Genomic DNA, 17,671 nt, shown 5'->3' with positions numbered 1-17,671 from the left:
TGGAATCAGCGCTTCTTGTCCCGACGCTTCTTCTCGGCCTTCTTGTGGTGCGACATGAGGCGGCGCTTCTTGTTTACCTGACGATCGGTGAGGGTGTTTTTCTTACCCTCGAACGGGTTTTCACCGCCCTTGTATTCGATGCGGATCGGCGTGCCGACCAGCTTCAGAACGCGCCTGTAGGTATTTTCCAGGTAGCGCGTGTAAGACTTGGGAATCGCGTCGACCTGGTTGCCGTGAATCACGATCAGCGGCGGGTTGGCGCCCCCCAGATGGGCATAGCGCAGCTTGATTCGACGGCCAGCGACCATCGGCGGCGCGTGCTCGCGCACAGCATCTTCGAGAATCTGGGTCAAACGGCTGGTGGGCCAACGCGTAACGGCAGAAGTGAACGAGGCCTGCACAGACTTATATAGATTGCCAACGCCGGTGCCGTGCTTGGCTGAAATGAAGTGGATATCGGCGAACTCGACAAAAAATAGCCGGCGCTCCAACTCTTTCTTCACGTAATCCTTCTCGCCGGGCTCCATGCCGTCCCACTTGTTCAGTGCGATGACCAGTGCCCGACCGCTGTCCAGCACGAAACCGAGCAGGTTGAGGTCATGCTCGACCACGCCTTCGCGCGCATCCATGACGAAGATCACCACGTTGGCGTCCTGGATCGCCTGCAGTGTTTTGACTACGGAGAATTTTTCCACCGCCTCGAAGATCTTGCCGCGACGCCGCACGCCTGCGGTGTCGATCAGGGTGTACTTCTCTTCACCACGCTCGAAGGGAATGTAGATGCTATCGCGGGTAGTGCCGGCCTGGTCATAGACGATGACCCGCTCTTCACCAAGCATGCGGTTGACCAGTGTTGATTTGCCGACATTGGGGCGCCCGATGATGGCGATCTTGATGCCGTCCTTTTCGCTTGGCCCGGGAATACGCTTGAGCTCCTCGCCCTCGGCAACCGTCTCGCCCTCACCCTCGTCGCCCTCGGTTTCTTCTGCGTTGTCCTTCGGAAACGCGCCGAGTGCCTGTTCCAGCATATGACTGATACCGCGGCCATGAGCTGCTGCGATCGGCAGCGCATCGCCGAGACCCAGCGGGCTGAACTCGGCCCGTGCGATGTCCGGATCGATGCTGTCGACCTTGTTCACCACCAGGAAGTGGCGCTTGTTCATCCTGCGCAGATGCTCGGCGATCATCTGGTCGCCCGGCGTCATGCCGGCGCGCGCGTCGACCATGAACATCACCGCATCGGCTTCCTCCATGGCTTGCAACGACTGCTCGGCCATCTTGGCATCGATGCCTTCTTCGTCCCCGGTCAGACCACCGGTATCGATAACGATATAGGTGCGGCCCTGCCATTTGGCCTCGCCGTACTGGCGATCCCGGGTAAGACCGGCGTACTCCGCGACGATGGCATCACGGCTTTTGGTCAGGCGATTGAAGAGGGTGGATTTACCGACGTTCGGACGGCCCACCAGGGCGATTACGGGAACCATACGGCTCTCCACTGCGATATTTCAGAAAACACGAAGGCCGCTGCAAGGCAGCGGCCGAATATTAAGCGTTCCGCCCAGGCGGAACAGCAGGCTATGACGGGGCGGTCAATCCGCCTGGCGAATGGTCAACGCGACCAGCTTCCCGCCATTGCCGTAGGCATACAGCCAATCACCCTCGACAACAGGCCGCGCACGCACACCATCGCTATCGATGCGAGTACGTGCCACGAAGCGACCATCGACCTGACTCAGGAAATGCAAATAACCTTCCTTGTCGCCGACCGCCACATAACTGGAAAATACGGCTGGCGCGGATAGCTGGCGGCGAGCGAGCTGTTCGTTCGTCCAGAGCACCGTAGTCGAACGTTCATCGATTCCGATAACCGAGCCATCGGCCTGACTGAGATAGACGCTACCGTAGCCCATCGCCACACCGGACGAGGTGGAGGCATCGCGCTGCCAGAGAATACGGCCACTTTGCAGATCCAGCGCAGCGACGCGTCCCTGGAAGGAAGCGACATACAAGGTTTCGCCTGAAAGCAGCAGACCGCCGTCGATATCCACGACGCGTTCGAGTTCGGAACGGCCTTGCGGAATGGCTACGCGCTGCTCCCAGACCGGCAAACCACGACGAGTATCCAGCGCCACGACTTTGCCGCTGGAAAGCCCGGCGATGGCCAGTTGATTGGTCAGTAGCGGAGCGCCGGTACCGCGAAGAGTCAGCACCGCCGGAGAGCTTTCGTAACTCCAACGCTGCTCGCCGGTGTCGATATCCAACGCGATGACGCGGTCATCCTGAGTCTGAACGACCACCACGTCTCCATTGACTGCAGGTGCGGCGAGAATCTCGCTGCTAACCCGACTGCGCCAACGCTCTTCACCGGTCGAGACATCGAGCGCCAGGACTTCGCCGCGCAGGGTGCCTACCAGTACCAAGCCGTAACCAGCACCCACCGCGCCGGAGATCGGCATTTCCAGATCACTTTTCCAGTTGACCTTGCCGGTCATGCGATCCATCGCTACGACGAGCCCTTCGACGTCAGCGGCGAATATCTCGTCGCCGTAGACGACAGGTGTTAGCAGATTGTAGGTCTCACCCTGGCCTTCACCGATCGAACGATCCCACTGTTTGCTCAGCTCGATCTCGGCATCGAACTTGACCAGCTCGGCGGGTTCGGGTTCTTTCTTGTCATTGCTGCTGCAACCAGCAGCCAGGACGGCCAGGGTCAGCAGTGCGGCAGTTTTCCAACGCATCAATTCATGCCTCTCCACGAGCCAGGTCGTCCAGTTTCAGCTGCAGACCGCCGATTGCGGCATCTTGTGACAGCACTTCTTTGGCCTTGGTATAGGCCGCATGGGCTTCGTCATATCGCCCCAGCCTGACCAGCAGATCGCCTCGCAACTCTTCACGACTGGCGGCAAATGCTTTCAGAGCCTCACCTTCCAGCAACGCGAGCCCCTCTTCGGCCTTATCCTGTGCGGCCAGAATGCGAGCGAGGCGCTGGCGGGCCAGTTCTTCGAGCGTCTTGTCGGCGGGCTTGTCTAACACACTTCGCAACTCTGTTGCGGCTTCATCGAGACGGCCGGATTCTACCGCCACTTTGGCTACGAAGAGGCTGCCGTACTGCGCGTACTGCGTGCCGGCAAATTCTTTCTGCAGCAGATTGCCCAGGCGCGAAACTTCGGCGGTATCCACCGCCCCCTCATTCAGCGCGGCATTGAGCAGCTGTTGATAGACGGCCGAGGCGTTATGCGCCTGATTGAGTTGATGTTTTTGCCAAAACTGCCAACCAAACACCAGCACCAGCGCGAGTATGCCTCCCAGTAGCAAAGGCTTGCCGTTACGCTGCCACCAGTCCTTGATTTGCGCCAGCTGTTCTTCTTCGGTACCCGAGGTCACACCGTCACTCCTTTCAATCGCTGAATTCAGATCTGTCCGATCAATCCAGACAGGCAGCCAGACGCTCGGGTAGAGCATCCCAGGCAATGCTTTGTTGTTCGCTGTCGTCGCGCAGCGGCTTGCAACCTACCACGCGCGCGGCCAGTTCGTCGTCACCCAGAATCAGCGCGAAACGTGCCCCGCTCTTGTCAGCCTTCTTGAACTGGCTTTTGAAGCTGCCGCCGCCGGCGTTGACCAGCAGGCGAAGACCAGGCAAGGCGTCACGAAGGCGCTCGGCCAGAGCCAGCGCGGCAATCTCAGCCGGCTCGCCGAACGCGCAGATGAATGCGTTCGCCGGCTGGTTGAGCTCTTCAGGGACCAGCTCAAGCGTTTCCAACAGCAGCACCAGGCGTTCGATGCCCATTGCAAAGCCCACGCCCGGCGTTGGTTTACCGCCAAACTGGCTAACCAGGCCGTCGTAACGGCCACCCGCACACACCGTGCCTTGCGACCCCAATTTGTCGGTTACCCACTCGAATACGGTGCGGCCGTAGTAATCCAGGCCACGCACAAGCTTTGGGTTGATCTGATAAGCGATGCCTGCTGCTTCGAGACGGGCCTTGAGCCCTTCGAAATGAACACGAGACTCATCGTCCAAATAGTCATGCAATGTCGGCGCATCGGCCAGCAAAGCCTGAGTCTGAGCATTCTTGCTATCCAGAATGCGCAAGGGATTACTGGTCAAGCGACGCTGGCTATCTTCGTCAAGCTGTTCGAAATGCTGCTGCAGGTAGGCGACCAAAGCATCACGATAGGTCGCGCGTGCCTCGCTGGAGCCCAGGCTGTTCAGCTGCAGCGTGACCGCATCGGACATGCCGAGCTTCTTCCACAGTCGGGCCGTGAGTACGATCAATTCGGCATCGACGTCGGGGCCGGGCTGATTGAACACCTCCACGCCAATCTGGTGAAACTGACGATAGCGGCCCTTCTGCGGCTTCTCATAACGGAACATCGGACCGGCATACCAGAGTTTCTGCACCTGACCGCCACCGGTCATGCCATGTTCGAGCACGGCGCGGACGCAGCCGGCCGTGCCCTCGGGGCGCAGGGTCAGCGACTCCTCGTTACGATCGAGGAAGGTGTACATCTCCTTATCGACCACATCGGTTCCCTCGCCAATGCCGCGGGCGAACAGGTCGGTGAACTCGAGGATGGGCAGGCGGATCTCGCTGTAACCATAGCTGTCCAGCAGACGCGCAAAAGCCGATTCCAGATAGCGCCACACCGGCGTCTGTGCCGGCAGAATATCGTTCATGCCACGAATGGCTTGCAGGGACTTGCTCAATTCGGTTCCTTAATCAGCCACGCACAATCAGCGCGGCGTCAGCCTCGGCCTTCTCGCTGGCCTTGCGACGAATTAGCTGTTCCAACTCGTCGACCAGATTTTCGTTGTTCAGCTTCTGCGCCGGTTTGCCGTCGATGTAGATGAGGTTGTTGGGCGTGCCGCCAGTCAGACCGATATGCGCTTCCTTTGCTTCTCCGGGACCGTTCACGACGCAACCGATCACCGCGACATCCATCGGCACCAGCAAATCGTCCAACCGCCCTTCGAGTTCGTTCATGGTCTTGACTACATCGAAGTTCTGCCGCGAGCAGCTCGGGCAGGCGATGAAGTTGATGCCACGCGAGCGCAGACGTAACGATTTGAGGATATCGAAACCGACTTTGATTTCTTCCACCGGGTCGGCCGCAAGCGAAATACGGATGGTGTCGCCGATACCTTCGGCCAGCAGCATGCCCAGCCCTACCGCAGACTTCACCGTCCCGGAGCGCAAGCCGCCAGCTTCGGTGATGCCCAGATGCAGCGGCTGCTCGATCTTGTCTGCCAGCAGCCGGTACGCGGCAACGGCCATGAACACATCGGAAGCCTTTACGCTGACCTTGAAGTCTGGGAAGTTCAGCCGGTCGAGGTGCTCGACATGGCGCAAAGCCGATTCCACCAACGCCTCGGGTGTCGGCTCGCCGTATTTTTTCTGCAAATCTTTTTCCAGCGACCCGGCATTAACGCCAATACGGATCGGGATTCCGCGGTCGCGTGCGGCTTCGACCACGGCCCGCACACGATCTTCCCGACCGATGTTGCCGGGGTTGATGCGCAGACAATCGACGCCAAGCTCAGCCACACGCAGGGCAATCTGATAGTCGAAATGGATGTCGGCCACCAGCGGCAGACCGACGCGCTGCTTGATCTTGCCGAACGCCTCAGCCGCGTCCATCGAGGGCACCGAGACCCGAACGATGTCCGCACCTGCATCCTGCAGCCGCTGGATCTGCGCGACAGTCGCGTCGACGTCGCAGGTTTCGGTATTGGTCATGCTCTGCACGGCGATAGGCGCATCGCCACCGACCGGTACGCTGCCAACCCAAATCTTTCGGGTGTGGCGGCGCTTGATGGGGGATTCACTGTGCATAATTACTGTCCGAGCTTGAGTCGCGCGGTCTCGCCACGCGTTTTGCCAGAAAGATTGACGGCTTCCCCGTTGAAGCTGACTTGCACACCGGAGGCAAAACCCAGGTGCAGGTCCAGCGGGGTCTGGCCAACCAAAGTGCGACTGCTGCCAGCCTTTTCCAACCCGCTGTAAAGCACCTTGCCGTTCGCATCGGTTACTCGGGTCCAGCAGTCAGCGGTGTACTCAAGCGTCAGGCGACCTTCTCCCGGCACGATCGGCTCCGCTTCGGCCACTGGAGCCACTGCAACATCGGCTGGTGGGGCGGGCGCGGCGGATACCTCAGCGGAAGAAACCGGCTCGCCCTGCTCCGCAGGCGCTTCAATAGGCATCTCGGCTGCCGGCTGTTCGTCCGACGACAGGGTTACAGTTTCAGAGCTCTGCCCTTGATCACTCACCGTAGGCGGCACTGAATCAGTCGGCTCGTCGATAGCAAGCTCAGCCGGATCCTCGGCTCGATCCAGCAAATGAATCTCAGTGGTACCGTCGGCCGCCTCGACCTCGATCCGCTCCAGTGCCGTGACCGATGGGCCCGACTCGTTACGAGCCGATCGGTCCTGCCACCAAAAAAAAGCGCCGGCACCAATAACAAGCGTCAGAAGAAACGTGAAGAAGCGCACCATGCTGCGCGACAAGCGCACGGGCTGATCAATGTGACCCAGGCTGTTGACGCTGCTACCACTCGCATCCGTACCAGTATGCTGATCGAACTGCTGCACTAACAGAGCCTGATCCAGCCCCAGGAGCTTGGCATATGCCCGAACGTAGCCGCGCGCAAAAGTATGGCCAGGCAGCTGACTGAAATCACTGGCCTCGATCTGGATGAGCGAGCGCTCCGACAGATTGAGCTGTTTCGCCACCGAAGAAATCGGCCAGTCCTTGCTTTCCCGCGCGGCGCGGAGCGTCTCGCCTGGGTTGGCCAGTGTCGGGGCAGCGTCTTCTGAATGTGGCGCTATCATCGTTGCTCCGAAAGAAACTGTTGATATTCAGGCGTACCTGGGTACAGGCGCTTGAGTTGCAGACCGAGGCTTGCTGCTAGATCCCGGTCCTGATGAATCCTTGCCAGACGAATACCCAGCAGCAGACTGCGGGCGTTCTGCTCGGAAAGACTACTGAATCCGTCGTAATAACGTTTTGCCGGCACGTACTGCTGGGTCTCGTAGGCCAATAGTGCAAGTTCGAGAAGAGCCCGTGGCTGACGGCTATCGAGGCGAAGAGCGCGGGTGAAATAGGCTTCGGCCTGCTCGCGCTGGCCGAGTTTCAGCGCAGTCATGCCCATGTTCTGGAAGACATGCGAGCGCTCGGGATAGAGGTTATCCTCGGACGCTTTCGCAAAACGCTCCATGGCTTCTTGATAACGTTTCTGCTCGAACAGGAAACTGCCGTAGTTGTTCAAGATACGTGCATCGTTGCGGCTGGATAGTGCCTTACGGTAATGCTCGTCGGCCAACTGGTATTCCATCTCGTTCTGAAATACGAGAGCCAGCGCCGCATGGGCGTCCGCACTACCTGGATCCAGCTCGAGCGCCTTGCGCAGCGGCGTCTTGGCACGCGAGCCCTCACCTTGCTGCAAATAGCCGATGCCAAGCTGAATATAGGCATCTCGCGCTTCGTTACGCCCTTCAGAGGTTTGCAACGGATTACCCGTCCCGGAAGATACACAGCCAGCCATGAAGCCGGCAAAGACAAGCAGCAGCGCAACGCGCACGGTCATCAGCAATATCCCCTCCTCAGGAACGGTTGGAAGCAACGGACGCCGTCACTGGCTCGGATTGCAACTCACGCACCGCGATATAGCGCTCGCTACGACGCGTCCGATCCATCACCTGACCCACCAGCTGGCCGCAGGCTGCATCGATATCCTCGCCGCGAGTGGTACGCACCGTTACATTGTGCCCAGCTTTATGCAGGATGTCCTGGAAACGGCGGATGGCGTTGTTGCTCGGCCTCTCATATCCGGAATGCGGGAAGGGGTTGAAAGGGATCAAATTGATCTTGCAGGGGATTTTCGCCAGCAACGCGATCATTTGCTCGGCATGCTCGGGCTGATCGTTGACACCTTGCAAAAGCGTGTACTCGATGGTGAGCACGCGCTTCTCGCCCAGATTCGAGATATAGCGCTGGCAAGCAGCAAGCAGCATCTCCAATGGGTACTTCTTGTTGATAGGCACCAACTGGTCACGCAGCGCGTCGTTCGGCGCATGCAGCGACAGTGCCAGCGACACGTCGATGACTTTGGAGAGTTCATCGATCATCGGTACGACACCGGATGTCGAGAGCGTCACCTTGCGCTTGGAAATGCCATATCCCAGGTCATCCATCATGATCTGCATGGCGGCGACGACGTTGTCGAAGTTCAGCAAAGGCTCGCCCATGCCCATCATCACCACGTTAGTGATGGCGCGATCGACTTTCGCCGGTATGGTGCCGAACGACTTGTTAGCAATCCACACCTGACCGATCACCTCGGCTGCCGTGAGGTTGCTGTTGAAACCTTGTTTGCCGGTAGAGCAGAAACTGCAGTCCAGCGCGCAACCAGCCTGCGAAGAAACGCACAGCGTGCCCCGCCCGTTCTGCGGAATGTATACGGTTTCGACACAACTGCCCGAGGCGACGCGAACCACCCATTTGCGGGTGCCATCGCTGGAAATATCCTCGCTGACGATTTCCGGGCCGCGTATCTCGGCAGAGGCCTTGAGCTTTTCGCGCAAGGCCTTGCCGATATTGCTCATGGCGTCGAAATCATCGACGCCAAAGTGGTGAATCCACTTCATGACCTGACCGGCACGAAAGCGCTTCTCCCCTATTGAATCGAAGAAGCTTTCCAACTGAGGCTGGGTTAGCCCCAGCAGGTTTACTTTACCGGTCGTAACAGTCATTGAATTCACCTTCGCCTGATCAGCGAATGCGGGCGCACACTTCGGTGGCGGAGAAGAAGTAAGCGATTTCGCGCGCAGCAGAGGCTTCGGAATCGGAACCGTGAACAGCATTTTCGTCGATGGAAACAGCGAAATCGGCGCGAATAGTGCCCGGAGCGGCTTCCTTCGGGTTGGTGGCACCCATCAGCTCACGGTTCTTGGCGATGGCGTCTTCACCTTCCAGCACCTGAACGATGACCGGACCGGAAACCATGAAAGCGACCAGATCCTTGAAGAAGCCACGCTCACTGTGCTCGGCATAGAAACCGCCAGCTTCACGCTCGGACAGTTGGACCATCTTCGAAGCGACGACGCGCAGACCAGCCTTCTCAAAACGGGAGGTGATTTCACCGATTACGTTCTTGGCGACAGCGTCAGGCTTGATGATGGAAAAAGTGCGTTGCAGGGCCATTTGAAAACTCCAGAAATCGACAGGTTAAAGCAAACGAGTAAACCCGCGAATTATACGCGGGTCGGGAAGGAAAATATAAGAGCAGCCGGGGAGCTGAAGACGATAATAGCGCGGGAAGCTTAATGCCAAACGGGCGTCTCAAGCACCGCAGGGTGGGCTTCAGCCCAGCAGAGCCCTCTCGACATCGATGCCGGCGGGTGGAGCCTACCTTACCCAAAACTTGCAGCTCGCCGCTGATCTAGATTTCTTCGATCCAGGCAGCCTGGATGGCTTCGAGCACTTTCTCGCCACCGCGATTCGGATCGTCCGAGAAATCTGGCAGCTCAACCACCCAACGATGCAGCTCGACGAAATTCACATAGCGAGGATCTACATCCGGTTTGCATTCGGCCAGTTCGATTGCGATGTCCAGCACATCGGCCCATTTAAGCGCCATGGTTCACCTCGCCCTCAATGGCCTTCGGAAACTTGATTGATGGTGTACTTCGGAATCTCGACCACCAGATCGGCATCCGTAACGGCCGCCTGACAGGACAGCCGGGAGTTGGGCTCGAGCCCCCAGGCCTTGTCCAGCATGTCGTCTTCCAGCTCATCGGAAGCTTCCAGCGAGGCAAATCCTTCACGGATCACAACGTGGCAGGTGGTACATGCACAGGATTTTTCACAGGCATGCTCAATATCGATACCGTTTCGCAGCGCGGCATCGAGCACCGTTTCACCGGGCTGCGCATCCACTACAGCCCCTTCCGGACAGTGGTCGGCATGGGGCAGGAAAACAATCTGCGGCATCTGGGTCATTCCTCGATATCGTTAAGCCGCCGTCCAGCCAGTGCAGCCTTGACGGTGGAATCTAGCCTGCGCGCGGCAAAGGCATCGGTAATCTGGCTCAGGCGCTTGATTTGACGCTCGATGGCAACGCCGTCGCGACCATCAAGCAGCTCACGCAGCGCATGCATCTGCGATTCGATCGCGACGCGTTCCTCATCGCTGAGCAAACGCTCGCCATCTACAGCCAAGGCAGAGTCGACCGCCTCGAGCAGCCGCTGCGCATCGACCAGCTGTTCACGTAGCGCCCGAGCAGCCTTGTCTTCGCCGGCCTTGTTAAAAGAATCTTCCAGCATGCGGGTGATTTCGCCATCGGTCAGCCCATACGAGGGCTTCACCTGAATGCTCGACTCGACGCCGGATGCCAATTCACGAGCCGATACGCTGAGCAACCCGTCGGCATCGACCTGAAAGGTAACGCGAATCTTCGCCGCGCCCGCCACCATCGAAGGTATGCCACGCAACTCGAAGCGAGCCAGCGAGCGGCAGTCGGCGATAAGCTCGCGCTCGCCTTGCAGCACGTGGATCATCATGGCCGACTGACCATCCTTGTAGGTGGTGAACTCCTGCGCACGTGCAACCGGAATCGTGGTGTTGCGCGGGATGATCTTCTCCATCAGACCGCCCATGGTCTCCAGCCCCAGAGACAACGGGATCACGTCGAGCAGCAGAAGCTCCTCTCCATCACGATTGTTGCCTGCAAGGGTTTCGGCCTGGATCGCCGCGCCGATGGCAACGACCTGATCGGGATCGATATCGGTCAGAGGATCTCGACCGAACATCTCGCCAACCCGTTCACGAACTCTCGGCACCCGAGTGGAGCCGCCGACCATTACCACCGCATGAACATCTTCCAACTCGACAGCCGAATCCCGTAGCGCGCGCCGGCAGGACTTGAGGCTGCGAGCAATCATCGGATCGATGAGCTCGTTGAAGGTCGCGCGCGTCAGAACGCCCTGCCAACCGCCATAACGCACCTCGACGGACTCGGCATCGCTGAGCCGCTCCTTGGTATCACAGGCGATTTTCAATACTGCGCGCTGCGCGCCTGGATCGAGATCCTCGGATGCCCCCGCCTGGGCGAGAATCCAGCCGGCGATCGCATGGTCGAAGTCATCACCGCCAAGTGCGGTATCGCCCCCGGTCGCCAGCACCTCGAACACACCTTTCGTTAGGCGCAGAATTGAGATATCGAAGGTTCCGCCACCCAGATCATAGATAGCCACGACGCCCTCGGCCTCGCGATCAAGACCATAAGCAACGGCTGCGGCGGTCGGCTCGTTGAGTAGACGCAGCACATTGAGATTGGCCAGCCGCGCGGCGTCCTTGGTGGCTTGCCGTTGCGCATCATCGAAATACGCAGGAACAGTGACCACAGCACCAACTAGCTCACCACCCAGCACGGCCTCAGCGCGCTCGCGCAAGGTGCGAAGAATTTCGGCAGATACCTCAACCGGACTCTTGGCGCCCTGTACCGTCTCGATAAAAGGCATTTGCGATTGCCCTTCGCTGAACTGATAAGGCAGTTGCTCACCCAGCTGCTTCACATCGCCGATACCGCGACCCAACAGACGTTTGACCGACACAACGGTATTCAATGGGTCACTGGCGGCTGCGCTCTTAGCAGCACGTCCCACCTCAACGTGGTCAGCGTGATAACGCACCGCGGACGGAAGAATCACCTCACCGTCGGCATCGGCCAGCGGCGCCGTAACGCCACTACGCAGGGCCGCGACGAGTGAATTGGTAGTTCCGAGATCGATACCAACCGCCAGGCGGCGCTGGTGAGGCTGCGGGCTTTGTCCGGGTTCAGCTATCTGAAGTAAGGCCATGTCTGTCTGATATCGGGCGCAGCGCTGGCGCTACGCGGGGTTAATCGTCGAGGCGCTCTTCCAACTGGCGCACTTCATGTGCCAGCTTGTCGAGAAACTGCATTCGGCGCACCAGCCGTTCCGCCTCCTCGCGCTGCGATTCATCCCGCCATATATGGGCGAACGAATCATTGAGATCCTGCTGAACGGCTTTCAGGCGAGCCTTGAAGGAAACGACGCCGTCGAGATTCCCATCGTCATACAACTCTTCGAGCTCTTCACGCCACTGCATCTGCTGCATCAGAAAGGCAGGATCCTGGACGGTAGCCTCAAGCGGCATATCCCGCCCCTGCAGCGTTAGCAGATAACGGGCCCGCCGGGACGGGCTTTTCAACGTTTGAAAAGCCTCGTTGAGATTCGCCGAGCGCTCTATGGCGTGACGCTGCTCTCTCTCGCCAGCGTCAGCGAACCGATCCGGATGAACCTTGCGTGCAAGCTCGCGATAACGGGACGAGAGCGCCTCGATATCAATATCGAAAGCCGGCTGCAGCTCGAACAGCGCGTAGTGACAGGGAGTTCCCACAGCGTCCTCAGATGTTGAAGCTCTCGCCGCAGCCGCATTCGCCGCGCACGTTGGGGTTATTGAACTTGAAGCCCTCGTTCAGGCCTTCCCGAACGAAGTCGAGTTCAGTGCCATCGAGGTACACGAGGCTTTTCGGATCGATGATGACCTTCACGCCGTGACTGTCGAACACCGAGTCCTCTACCGCCGCCTCGTCAACGAACTCAAGCACGTAGGCCAGACCGGAACACCCGGTGGTGCGCACACCCAATCGGACGCCCAGCCCTTTGCCGCGCCCCTCGAGGGAGCGACGTACGTGATTGGCAGCAGCGGCTGTCATACTGATAGCCATCGATACCTCCTTAGGCCTGTGGCAACCCTTTTTTCTCGCGATAGTCGCGAACGGCGGCCTTGATGGCATCTTCCGCCAGGACCGAGCAGTGGATTTTCACCGGCGGCAGCGCCAGCTCTTCGGCCAGCTGAGTGTTCTTGATGGTTTCAGCTTCTTCCAGGGTTTTGCCCTTCATCCACTCGGTAGCCAGCGAGCTGGAAGCGATGGCCGAACCACAGCCATAGGTCTTGAACTTGGCATCTTCAATGACGCCCTGCTCGTTGACCTTGATCTGCAGGCGCATCACGTCGCCGCATGCTGGCGCACCGACCATGCCGGTACCGATGGATGGATCCTCAGCGTCGAATTTGCCGACATTGCGAGGGTTTTCATAATGGTCGATGACCTTGTCACTGTATGCCATGGTGCAATCCTCTTTGAATCAGGCTATGCGGAGCTCGGTGGATCAGTGGGCAGCCCACTCGACTTTCGAGATATCGACGCCGTCTTTGAACATGTCCCACAGGGGCGAAAGCTCACGCAACTTGATAACCGCCTCGCTGACTTTCCGCGCGGCGTAGTCGACCTCTTCTTCAGTAGTGAAGCGGCCGAAAGTAAAACGGATCGAGCTGTGCGCAAGTTCGTCGTTGCGGCCCAGCGCGCGGAGCACATAAGACGGCTCCAGTGAGGCAGAGGTACAGGCAGAGCCGGAGGAAACCGCCAGATCCTTGAGCGCCATGATCAGCGACTCGCCCTCGACATAGTTGAAACTCAGATTCAGGTTGTGCGGAACCCGCGCCGTCATGCTGCCGTTTACATACAGCTCTTCCAGGTGCTCGACCTGCTTGAAGAAGCGGTCACGCAACTGAGTGATGCGCTCGTTCTCGGCAGCCATTTCCTCTTTAGCAATGCGGAACGCCTCGCCCATGCCCACCGACTGATGCGCTGCCAGCGTGCCCGAGCGCATGCCGCGCTCATGGCCACCACCATGCATCTGCGCTTCGAGGCGCACACGTGGTTTGCGGCGAACATAGAGCGCACCGACGCCTTTGGGACCGTAGGTCTTGTGTGCGGAGAAGGACATCAGGTCGACCTTCATCTTCTCTAGGTCGATTTCCACCTTGCCGGTGGACTGAGCGGCGTCGACATGGAACAGCACACCGCGCGAGCGGGTGAGTTCACCGATCGCAGCAATGTCGTTGATCGTTCCGATCTCGTTGTTCACGTGCATGATGGAAACCAGCACGGTGTCATCACGCAGGGCTGCCTCGACCATTGTCGGGGTGATCACACCGTCTTCGCCTGGCTCGATGTAGGTCACTTCGAAGCCTTCACGCTCAAGCTGGCGGGTCGTATCCAAAACGGCCTTGTGCTCGATCTTGCTGGTGATGATGTGCTTGCCTTTGGAGGCATAGAAATGCGCGACGCCTTTGATCGCCAGGTTGTCAGATTCGGTGGCACCCGAGGTCCAGACGATTTCGCGAGGGTCCGCATTGACTAGCTCGGCGACTTGGCGGCGAGCGTTCTCCACAGCCTCCTCGGCTTTCCAGCCAAAGGCATGGGAGCGTGACGCCGGGTTGCCGAAGTTACCTTCAGCAGTGAGGCACTCGACCATTTTCTCGGCAACGCGAGGATCGACCGGTGTGGTAGCGGAATAATCAAGGTAAATCGGCAACTTCATCAGGTATCTCCTATCAGGCAGTCGTCCTGCTCAATCGACGGCGGACGCTTCAATCTTTTCCAGTTGCGAAATCTGGCCTTTGGTGCGCCGCATATCCTGGCGCAGAGCCACTTCCTGGACCTCGCGACGCATTACCAGATCCGCCAGACTGATGCCGCTTAGAAACTCGTGGATCTGCTGACTCAAATCGCACCACAGATGGTGGGTCAGACAGGTATCACCCGAATGACAGTCACCCAGCCCCTGGCAGCGCGTGGCATCGACCGACTCGTTGACTGCGTCGATGACTTGCGCAACCTGAATACCGGCCATTTCACGGGAAAGTTGATAACCGCCACCCGGCCCCCGAACGCTGGTAACTAGACTGCCACGGCGCAGTTTGGCGAATAGCTGTTCAAGGTAGGAGAGCGAGATGCCCTGCCGCTCGGATATATCGGCAAGAGACACCGGCCCATGCTGCGCATGCAGCGCCAGATCGAGCATCGCAGTGACGGCGTAACGGCCTTTGGTAGTCAATCGCATCGGTTTGCACCAAGCATCATGGTTTGGCGCAAGTATGCAATACCCGACTATTTAGATCAACTATAAGACCTATTAAACCACTCGGACTTTAGCTGCTGAGCAGAAGCGGCGACCGGAACGCAGCACCCCATCAGCAAAGGCGCCCATTATAACAGCGCGCCCCGTCTATCGCACCCAACCCTCAGGGGCGAGCCTCATCGCCAGCATCCTTGACCTCAGCGAAATCCTCTTCACGCAGCTCGGGCATCTGCTTGGCGCAATAGTCGCTGCCTAGCGCAGTCAGCGCCTGACACATACCTTCCATGCGCTCTTCGACAGCCTGGACGTGATCGAGCAACTGGCCAATGGCGCGCGCCACGGGGTCTGGCATATCTTCTGTCACCCCGTAAGCATCGAAGCCGATCTTCTCGGCAATCGCCTTGCGCTTGGCTTCTTGCTCTTCATCCGACTTGACGATCACGCGCCCCGGAATGCCGACCGCGGTAGCACCCGCCGGAACCGCGCGGGTGACCACCGCGTTGGAGCCGACCTTGGCGCCAGCACCTACTGTAAACGGGCCGAGAATCTTCGCCCCTGCTCCAACAATCACACCGTCTTCGAGCGTAGGGTGGCGCTTGCCCTTGTTCCAGCTAGTCCCACCCAACGTGACACCATGATAGAGCGTCACGTCATTACCGATCTGCGCAGTCTCGCCAATCACGATACCCATCCCATGATCGATAAAAAAACGCCGACCGATATGCGCCCCCGGATGGATCTCGATACCCGTCAGCCACCGCGCCAGGTTTGAGTTCACTCGCGCCAGCCACTTGCAATCCTTCATCCACAACCAATGCGAAACCCGATGAAACCAGACAGCGTGCAGCCCCGGATAACAAGTGATGACCTCGAATGCGTTACGCGCCGCCGGATCGCGATGAAAAACGCTCTGGATATCTTCGCGCATGCGTTCGAACATCAATCAGATCTCCGCTTGTGGGGTTCGCCGCGGACAGCCTTCTGGGTTTCGGTCAGAATCCCGCGCAGGATGTTCATTTCGAGTTTGCTGATGCCGCTACGCCCGTAAAGCCTGCGCAAACGCGGCATAAGGTGACGAGGCTTCTCCGGGTCGAGAAAGCCGATATCGATCAAGGTCTGCTCGAGATGCCCGTAATAGTGCTCAAGCTCGTCAGCGGTCACGGGCTGCGCATTGAGCATCGATGTGGTTTCGAGCTTCTCCTGCTTGCTTGGCTGGCCGTTCGCCGCAAGCCAGGCCATACGCACCTCGTAAGCCAGCACCTGCACCGCCGCGGCCAAGTTCAGCGAACTGAAATCAGGATCGGACGGGATATGCACATGGTACTGACAGCGCTGAAGCTCTTCGTTGGTGAGGCCGGCATATTCGCGGCCGAATACCAATGCGACCTCACCGCCGCGCTCGATTTGCTCCAGGCAAACTGAACCGGTCTCGCGCGGATCCAACAGCGGCCAGGGTATTCGGCGATCACGCGCACTGGTCCCCAGCACCAGGCTGCAGCCCACCAACGCCTCTTCGAGCGTCGCCACGACCTGCGCCGAATCGAGAATATCCGTTGCACCCGACGCCCGGGCAATAGCGTTCGGACTGGGAAAATCCTCCGGATCCACCAGAACCAGACGGGACAAACCCATATTTTTCATAGCCCTGGCCGCGCCACCGATATTGCCGGCATGACTCGTATTGACCAGCACCACACGAATGTTCTGAAGCGACACAGTTATTCTCGACCAAAAAGCGGACCGAAAGCTTACAGGAAGGGATTACGCCTTCGCCATTACCGTCCCGACGGTCTCCATCCTCATACACCCGAGCCAGCTTTCTGATAGAATTGACGGCTTTCTTTAAACGACCAGGTATTTGATCGATGCAGCCCATGCTGAATATCGCGCTGCGCGCCGCCCGTAGCGCCGGCGAAATGATTGTTCGTTCCACCGAGCGCCTGGACGTGATCTCGGTTAGCGAAAAGGACGCGCGCGATTACGTCTCGGAGATCGACCGAACAGCCGAACAGCTGATCGTTGCCGCGCTGCGCAAGGCTTATCCGAATCACGGCATTCTGGGCGAGGAAGGCGGACTGCTGGAAGGCAGCGGTGACGGCAAGGATTATCTCTGGGTGATCGACCCGCTGGATGGCACGACAAACTTTCTGCGGGGCGTCCCACACTATGCCGTCAGCATCGCCTGCAAATACCGTGGCCGTCTTGAGCATGCCGTCGTTCTCGATCCGGTTCGCCAGGAAGAATTCACCGCGAGCCGCGGTCGTGGCGCCGCGCTCAACGGCCGCCGATTGCGCGTCAGTACGCGCAAGAGCCTGGACGGCGCCCTGCTGGGTACCGGATTTCCGTTCCGCGACGGGCAAATGGACAACATGGACAGTTACCTGAACATGTTCCGCAGCCTAGTAGGACAAACCGCCGGGCTACGTCGCGCCGGCGCCGCCAGTCTGGACCTGGCCTATGTCGCCGCCGGCCGCTATGACGCCTTCTGGGAGTTCGGGCTTTCCGAATGGGATATGGCCGCCGGCGCACTACTAATCCAGGAAGCTGGCGGCCTTGTCAGTGATTTCAGTGGTAGTCACGATTTCCTTGAGAAGGGCCAGATCGTCGCGGGCAACACCAAATGCTTCAAAGCGGTACTGACTGCTATCCAGCCGCACCTCACGCCGTCACTGAAACGCTGAGCTAGCGGCAGCACAAAAAAACGCCCCGCGGGGCGTT

Annotated in this window: 20 protein-coding genes; 1 reads left to right on the top strand and 19 read right to left on the bottom strand. The window is 59.0% G+C overall.

Translation table 11 applies throughout. The annotated features are described in order from the left end of the window. Positions 1-5: 5 nt before the first annotated feature. The 19 genes from der to trmJ all read right to left on the bottom strand — a co-directional run bounded on the left by der (position 6) and on the right by trmJ (position 16,669). Entirely contained in the window at positions 6-1,487 is a 1,482-nt protein-coding gene (gene der, locus E0D86_RS16910) for a ribosome biogenesis GTPase Der (protein WP_131651206.1), read from the bottom strand. A 105-nt stretch (positions 1,488-1,592) separates the two neighbouring features. Then, positions 1,593-2,741: an outer membrane protein assembly factor BamB gene (gene bamB, locus E0D86_RS16905; RefSeq protein ID WP_131651205.1), complete on the bottom strand. Its 1,149-nt coding sequence runs from the start codon at positions 2,739-2,741 to the stop codon at positions 1,593-1,595. Positions 2,742-2,745: 4 nt separating this feature from the next. Continuing rightward, a complete protein-coding gene (locus E0D86_RS16900; RefSeq protein WP_131651204.1) occupies positions 2,746-3,387 on the bottom strand; it encodes a tetratricopeptide repeat protein in 642 nt (213 codons plus the stop codon). A gap of 40 nt (positions 3,388-3,427) precedes the next feature. Next, complete coding sequence (gene hisS, locus E0D86_RS16895; RefSeq protein ID WP_131651203.1) at positions 3,428-4,711, bottom strand: histidine--tRNA ligase; 1,284 nt, start codon at positions 4,709-4,711, stop codon at positions 3,428-3,430. A gap of 13 nt (positions 4,712-4,724) precedes the next feature. Next, entirely contained in the window at positions 4,725-5,837 is a 1,113-nt protein-coding gene (gene ispG, locus E0D86_RS16890; protein WP_131651202.1) for a flavodoxin-dependent (E)-4-hydroxy-3-methylbut-2-enyl-diphosphate synthase, read from the bottom strand. A 2-nt stretch (positions 5,838-5,839) separates the two neighbouring features. After that, a complete protein-coding gene (locus tag E0D86_RS16885; protein WP_131651201.1) occupies positions 5,840-6,832 on the bottom strand; it encodes a RodZ family helix-turn-helix domain-containing protein in 993 nt (330 codons plus the stop codon). Further along, positions 6,829-7,587: a type IV pilus biogenesis/stability protein PilW gene (gene pilW, locus E0D86_RS16880; protein ID WP_131651200.1), complete on the bottom strand. Its 759-nt coding sequence runs from the start codon at positions 7,585-7,587 to the stop codon at positions 6,829-6,831. Before pilW ends, E0D86_RS16885 begins: the two co-directional genes overlap by 4 nt. Positions 7,588-7,603: 16 nt before the next feature. Continuing rightward, on the bottom strand, positions 7,604-8,752 hold the full coding sequence (gene rlmN / locus E0D86_RS16875) for a 23S rRNA (adenine(2503)-C(2))-methyltransferase RlmN (protein ID WP_131651199.1): 1,149 nt from the start codon (positions 8,750-8,752) through the stop codon (positions 7,604-7,606). A gap of 19 nt (positions 8,753-8,771) precedes the next feature. After that, complete coding sequence (ndk, locus tag E0D86_RS16870) at positions 8,772-9,203, bottom strand: nucleoside-diphosphate kinase (RefSeq protein ID WP_021209485.1); 432 nt, start codon at positions 9,201-9,203, stop codon at positions 8,772-8,774. Between the two features lie 238 nt (positions 9,204-9,441). After that, entirely contained in the window at positions 9,442-9,639 is a 198-nt protein-coding gene (gene iscX / locus E0D86_RS16865) for a Fe-S cluster assembly protein IscX (protein ID WP_131651198.1), read from the bottom strand. A 14-nt stretch (positions 9,640-9,653) separates the two neighbouring features. Continuing rightward, entirely contained in the window at positions 9,654-9,992 is a 339-nt protein-coding gene (gene fdx, locus E0D86_RS16860; protein ID WP_131651268.1) for an ISC system 2Fe-2S type ferredoxin, read from the bottom strand. A 5-nt stretch (positions 9,993-9,997) separates the two neighbouring features. Beyond that, entirely contained in the window at positions 9,998-11,860 is a 1,863-nt protein-coding gene (gene hscA / locus E0D86_RS16855; protein ID WP_131651197.1) for a Fe-S protein assembly chaperone HscA, read from the bottom strand. Positions 11,861-11,900: 40 nt separating this feature from the next. Beyond that, a complete protein-coding gene (gene hscB / locus E0D86_RS16850; RefSeq protein ID WP_131651196.1) occupies positions 11,901-12,422 on the bottom strand; it encodes a co-chaperone HscB in 522 nt (173 codons plus the stop codon). Between the two features lie 7 nt (positions 12,423-12,429). Further along, positions 12,430-12,753: an iron-sulfur cluster assembly protein IscA gene (gene iscA / locus E0D86_RS16845; RefSeq protein WP_131651195.1), complete on the bottom strand. Its 324-nt coding sequence runs from the start codon at positions 12,751-12,753 to the stop codon at positions 12,430-12,432. Positions 12,754-12,763: 10 nt separating this feature from the next. Continuing rightward, a complete protein-coding gene (iscU, locus tag E0D86_RS16840) occupies positions 12,764-13,156 on the bottom strand; it encodes a Fe-S cluster assembly scaffold IscU (RefSeq protein ID WP_045425243.1) in 393 nt (130 codons plus the stop codon). 42 nt (positions 13,157-13,198) lie between these two features. After that, on the bottom strand, positions 13,199-14,413 hold the full coding sequence (locus E0D86_RS16835) for an IscS subfamily cysteine desulfurase (protein WP_131651194.1): 1,215 nt from the start codon (positions 14,411-14,413) through the stop codon (positions 13,199-13,201). A 30-nt stretch (positions 14,414-14,443) separates the two neighbouring features. Further along, a complete protein-coding gene (gene iscR / locus E0D86_RS16830; protein ID WP_131651193.1) occupies positions 14,444-14,935 on the bottom strand; it encodes a Fe-S cluster assembly transcriptional regulator IscR in 492 nt (163 codons plus the stop codon). 181 nt (positions 14,936-15,116) lie between these two features. Next, entirely contained in the window at positions 15,117-15,893 is a 777-nt protein-coding gene (gene cysE, locus E0D86_RS16825; protein WP_131651192.1) for a serine O-acetyltransferase, read from the bottom strand. After that, on the bottom strand, positions 15,893-16,669 hold the full coding sequence (gene trmJ, locus E0D86_RS16820; protein ID WP_131651191.1) for a tRNA (cytosine(32)/uridine(32)-2'-O)-methyltransferase TrmJ: 777 nt from the start codon (positions 16,667-16,669) through the stop codon (positions 15,893-15,895). The genes cysE and trmJ overlap by 1 nt, the downstream gene beginning before the upstream one ends. 149 nt (positions 16,670-16,818) lie before the next feature. Here trmJ and suhB point away from each other — a divergent pair, with 149 nt between their 5' ends. Then, entirely contained in the window at positions 16,819-17,634 is an 816-nt protein-coding gene (suhB, locus tag E0D86_RS16815) for an inositol-phosphate phosphatase (protein WP_131651190.1), read from the top strand. Positions 17,635-17,671: the final 37 nt, after the last annotated feature.

This window comes from Pseudomonas sp. IC_126 (assembly GCF_004331835.1).
Taxonomy (GTDB): domain Bacteria; phylum Pseudomonadota; class Gammaproteobacteria; order Pseudomonadales; family Pseudomonadaceae; genus Stutzerimonas.
Note: the sequence above shows the minus strand (reverse complement) of the source record. Positions and strands in the feature narration are given on the sequence as shown.

Excerpts from the sequence above, each read along its gene's own strand:
- E0D86_RS16835 (WP_131651194.1), bottom strand. The coding sequence starts at position 14,413 with ATGAAGTTGCCGATTTACCTTGATTATTCCGCTACCACACCGGTCGAT.
- iscR (WP_131651193.1), bottom strand. The coding sequence starts at position 14,935 with ATGCGATTGACTACCAAAGGCCGTTACGCCGTCACTGCGATGCTCGAT.
- rlmN (WP_131651199.1), bottom strand. The coding sequence starts at position 8,752 with ATGACTGTTACGACCGGTAAAGTAAACCTGCTGGGGCTAACCCAGCCT.
- bamB (WP_131651205.1), bottom strand. The coding sequence starts at position 2,741 with ATGCGTTGGAAAACTGCCGCACTGCTGACCCTGGCCGTCCTGGCTGCT.
- iscA (WP_131651195.1), bottom strand. The coding sequence starts at position 12,753 with ATGGCTATCAGTATGACAGCCGCTGCTGCCAATCACGTACGTCGCTCC.
- suhB (WP_131651190.1), top strand. The coding sequence starts at position 16,819 with ATGCAGCCCATGCTGAATATCGCGCTGCGCGCCGCCCGTAGCGCCGGC.
- E0D86_RS16885 (WP_131651201.1), bottom strand. The coding sequence starts at position 6,832 with ATGATAGCGCCACATTCAGAAGACGCTGCCCCGACACTGGCCAACCCA.
- ndk (WP_021209485.1), bottom strand. The coding sequence starts at position 9,203 with ATGGCCCTGCAACGCACTTTTTCCATCATCAAGCCTGACGCTGTCGCC.
- iscX (WP_131651198.1), bottom strand. The coding sequence starts at position 9,639 with ATGGCGCTTAAATGGGCCGATGTGCTGGACATCGCAATCGAACTGGCC.
- fdx (WP_131651268.1), bottom strand. The coding sequence starts at position 9,992 with ATGCCGCAGATTGTTTTCCTGCCCCATGCCGACCACTGTCCGGAAGGG.
- cysE (WP_131651192.1), bottom strand. The coding sequence starts at position 15,893 with ATGTTCGAACGCATGCGCGAAGATATCCAGAGCGTTTTTCATCGCGAT.
- iscU (WP_045425243.1), bottom strand. The coding sequence starts at position 13,156 with ATGGCATACAGTGACAAGGTCATCGACCATTATGAAAACCCTCGCAAT.
- hscA (WP_131651197.1), bottom strand. The coding sequence starts at position 11,860 with ATGGCCTTACTTCAGATAGCTGAACCCGGACAAAGCCCGCAGCCTCAC.
- pilW (WP_131651200.1), bottom strand. The coding sequence starts at position 7,587 with ATGACCGTGCGCGTTGCGCTGCTGCTTGTCTTTGCCGGCTTCATGGCT.
- ispG (WP_131651202.1), bottom strand. The coding sequence starts at position 5,837 with ATGCACAGTGAATCCCCCATCAAGCGCCGCCACACCCGAAAGATTTGG.
- der (WP_131651206.1), bottom strand. The coding sequence starts at position 1,487 with ATGGTTCCCGTAATCGCCCTGGTGGGCCGTCCGAACGTCGGTAAATCC.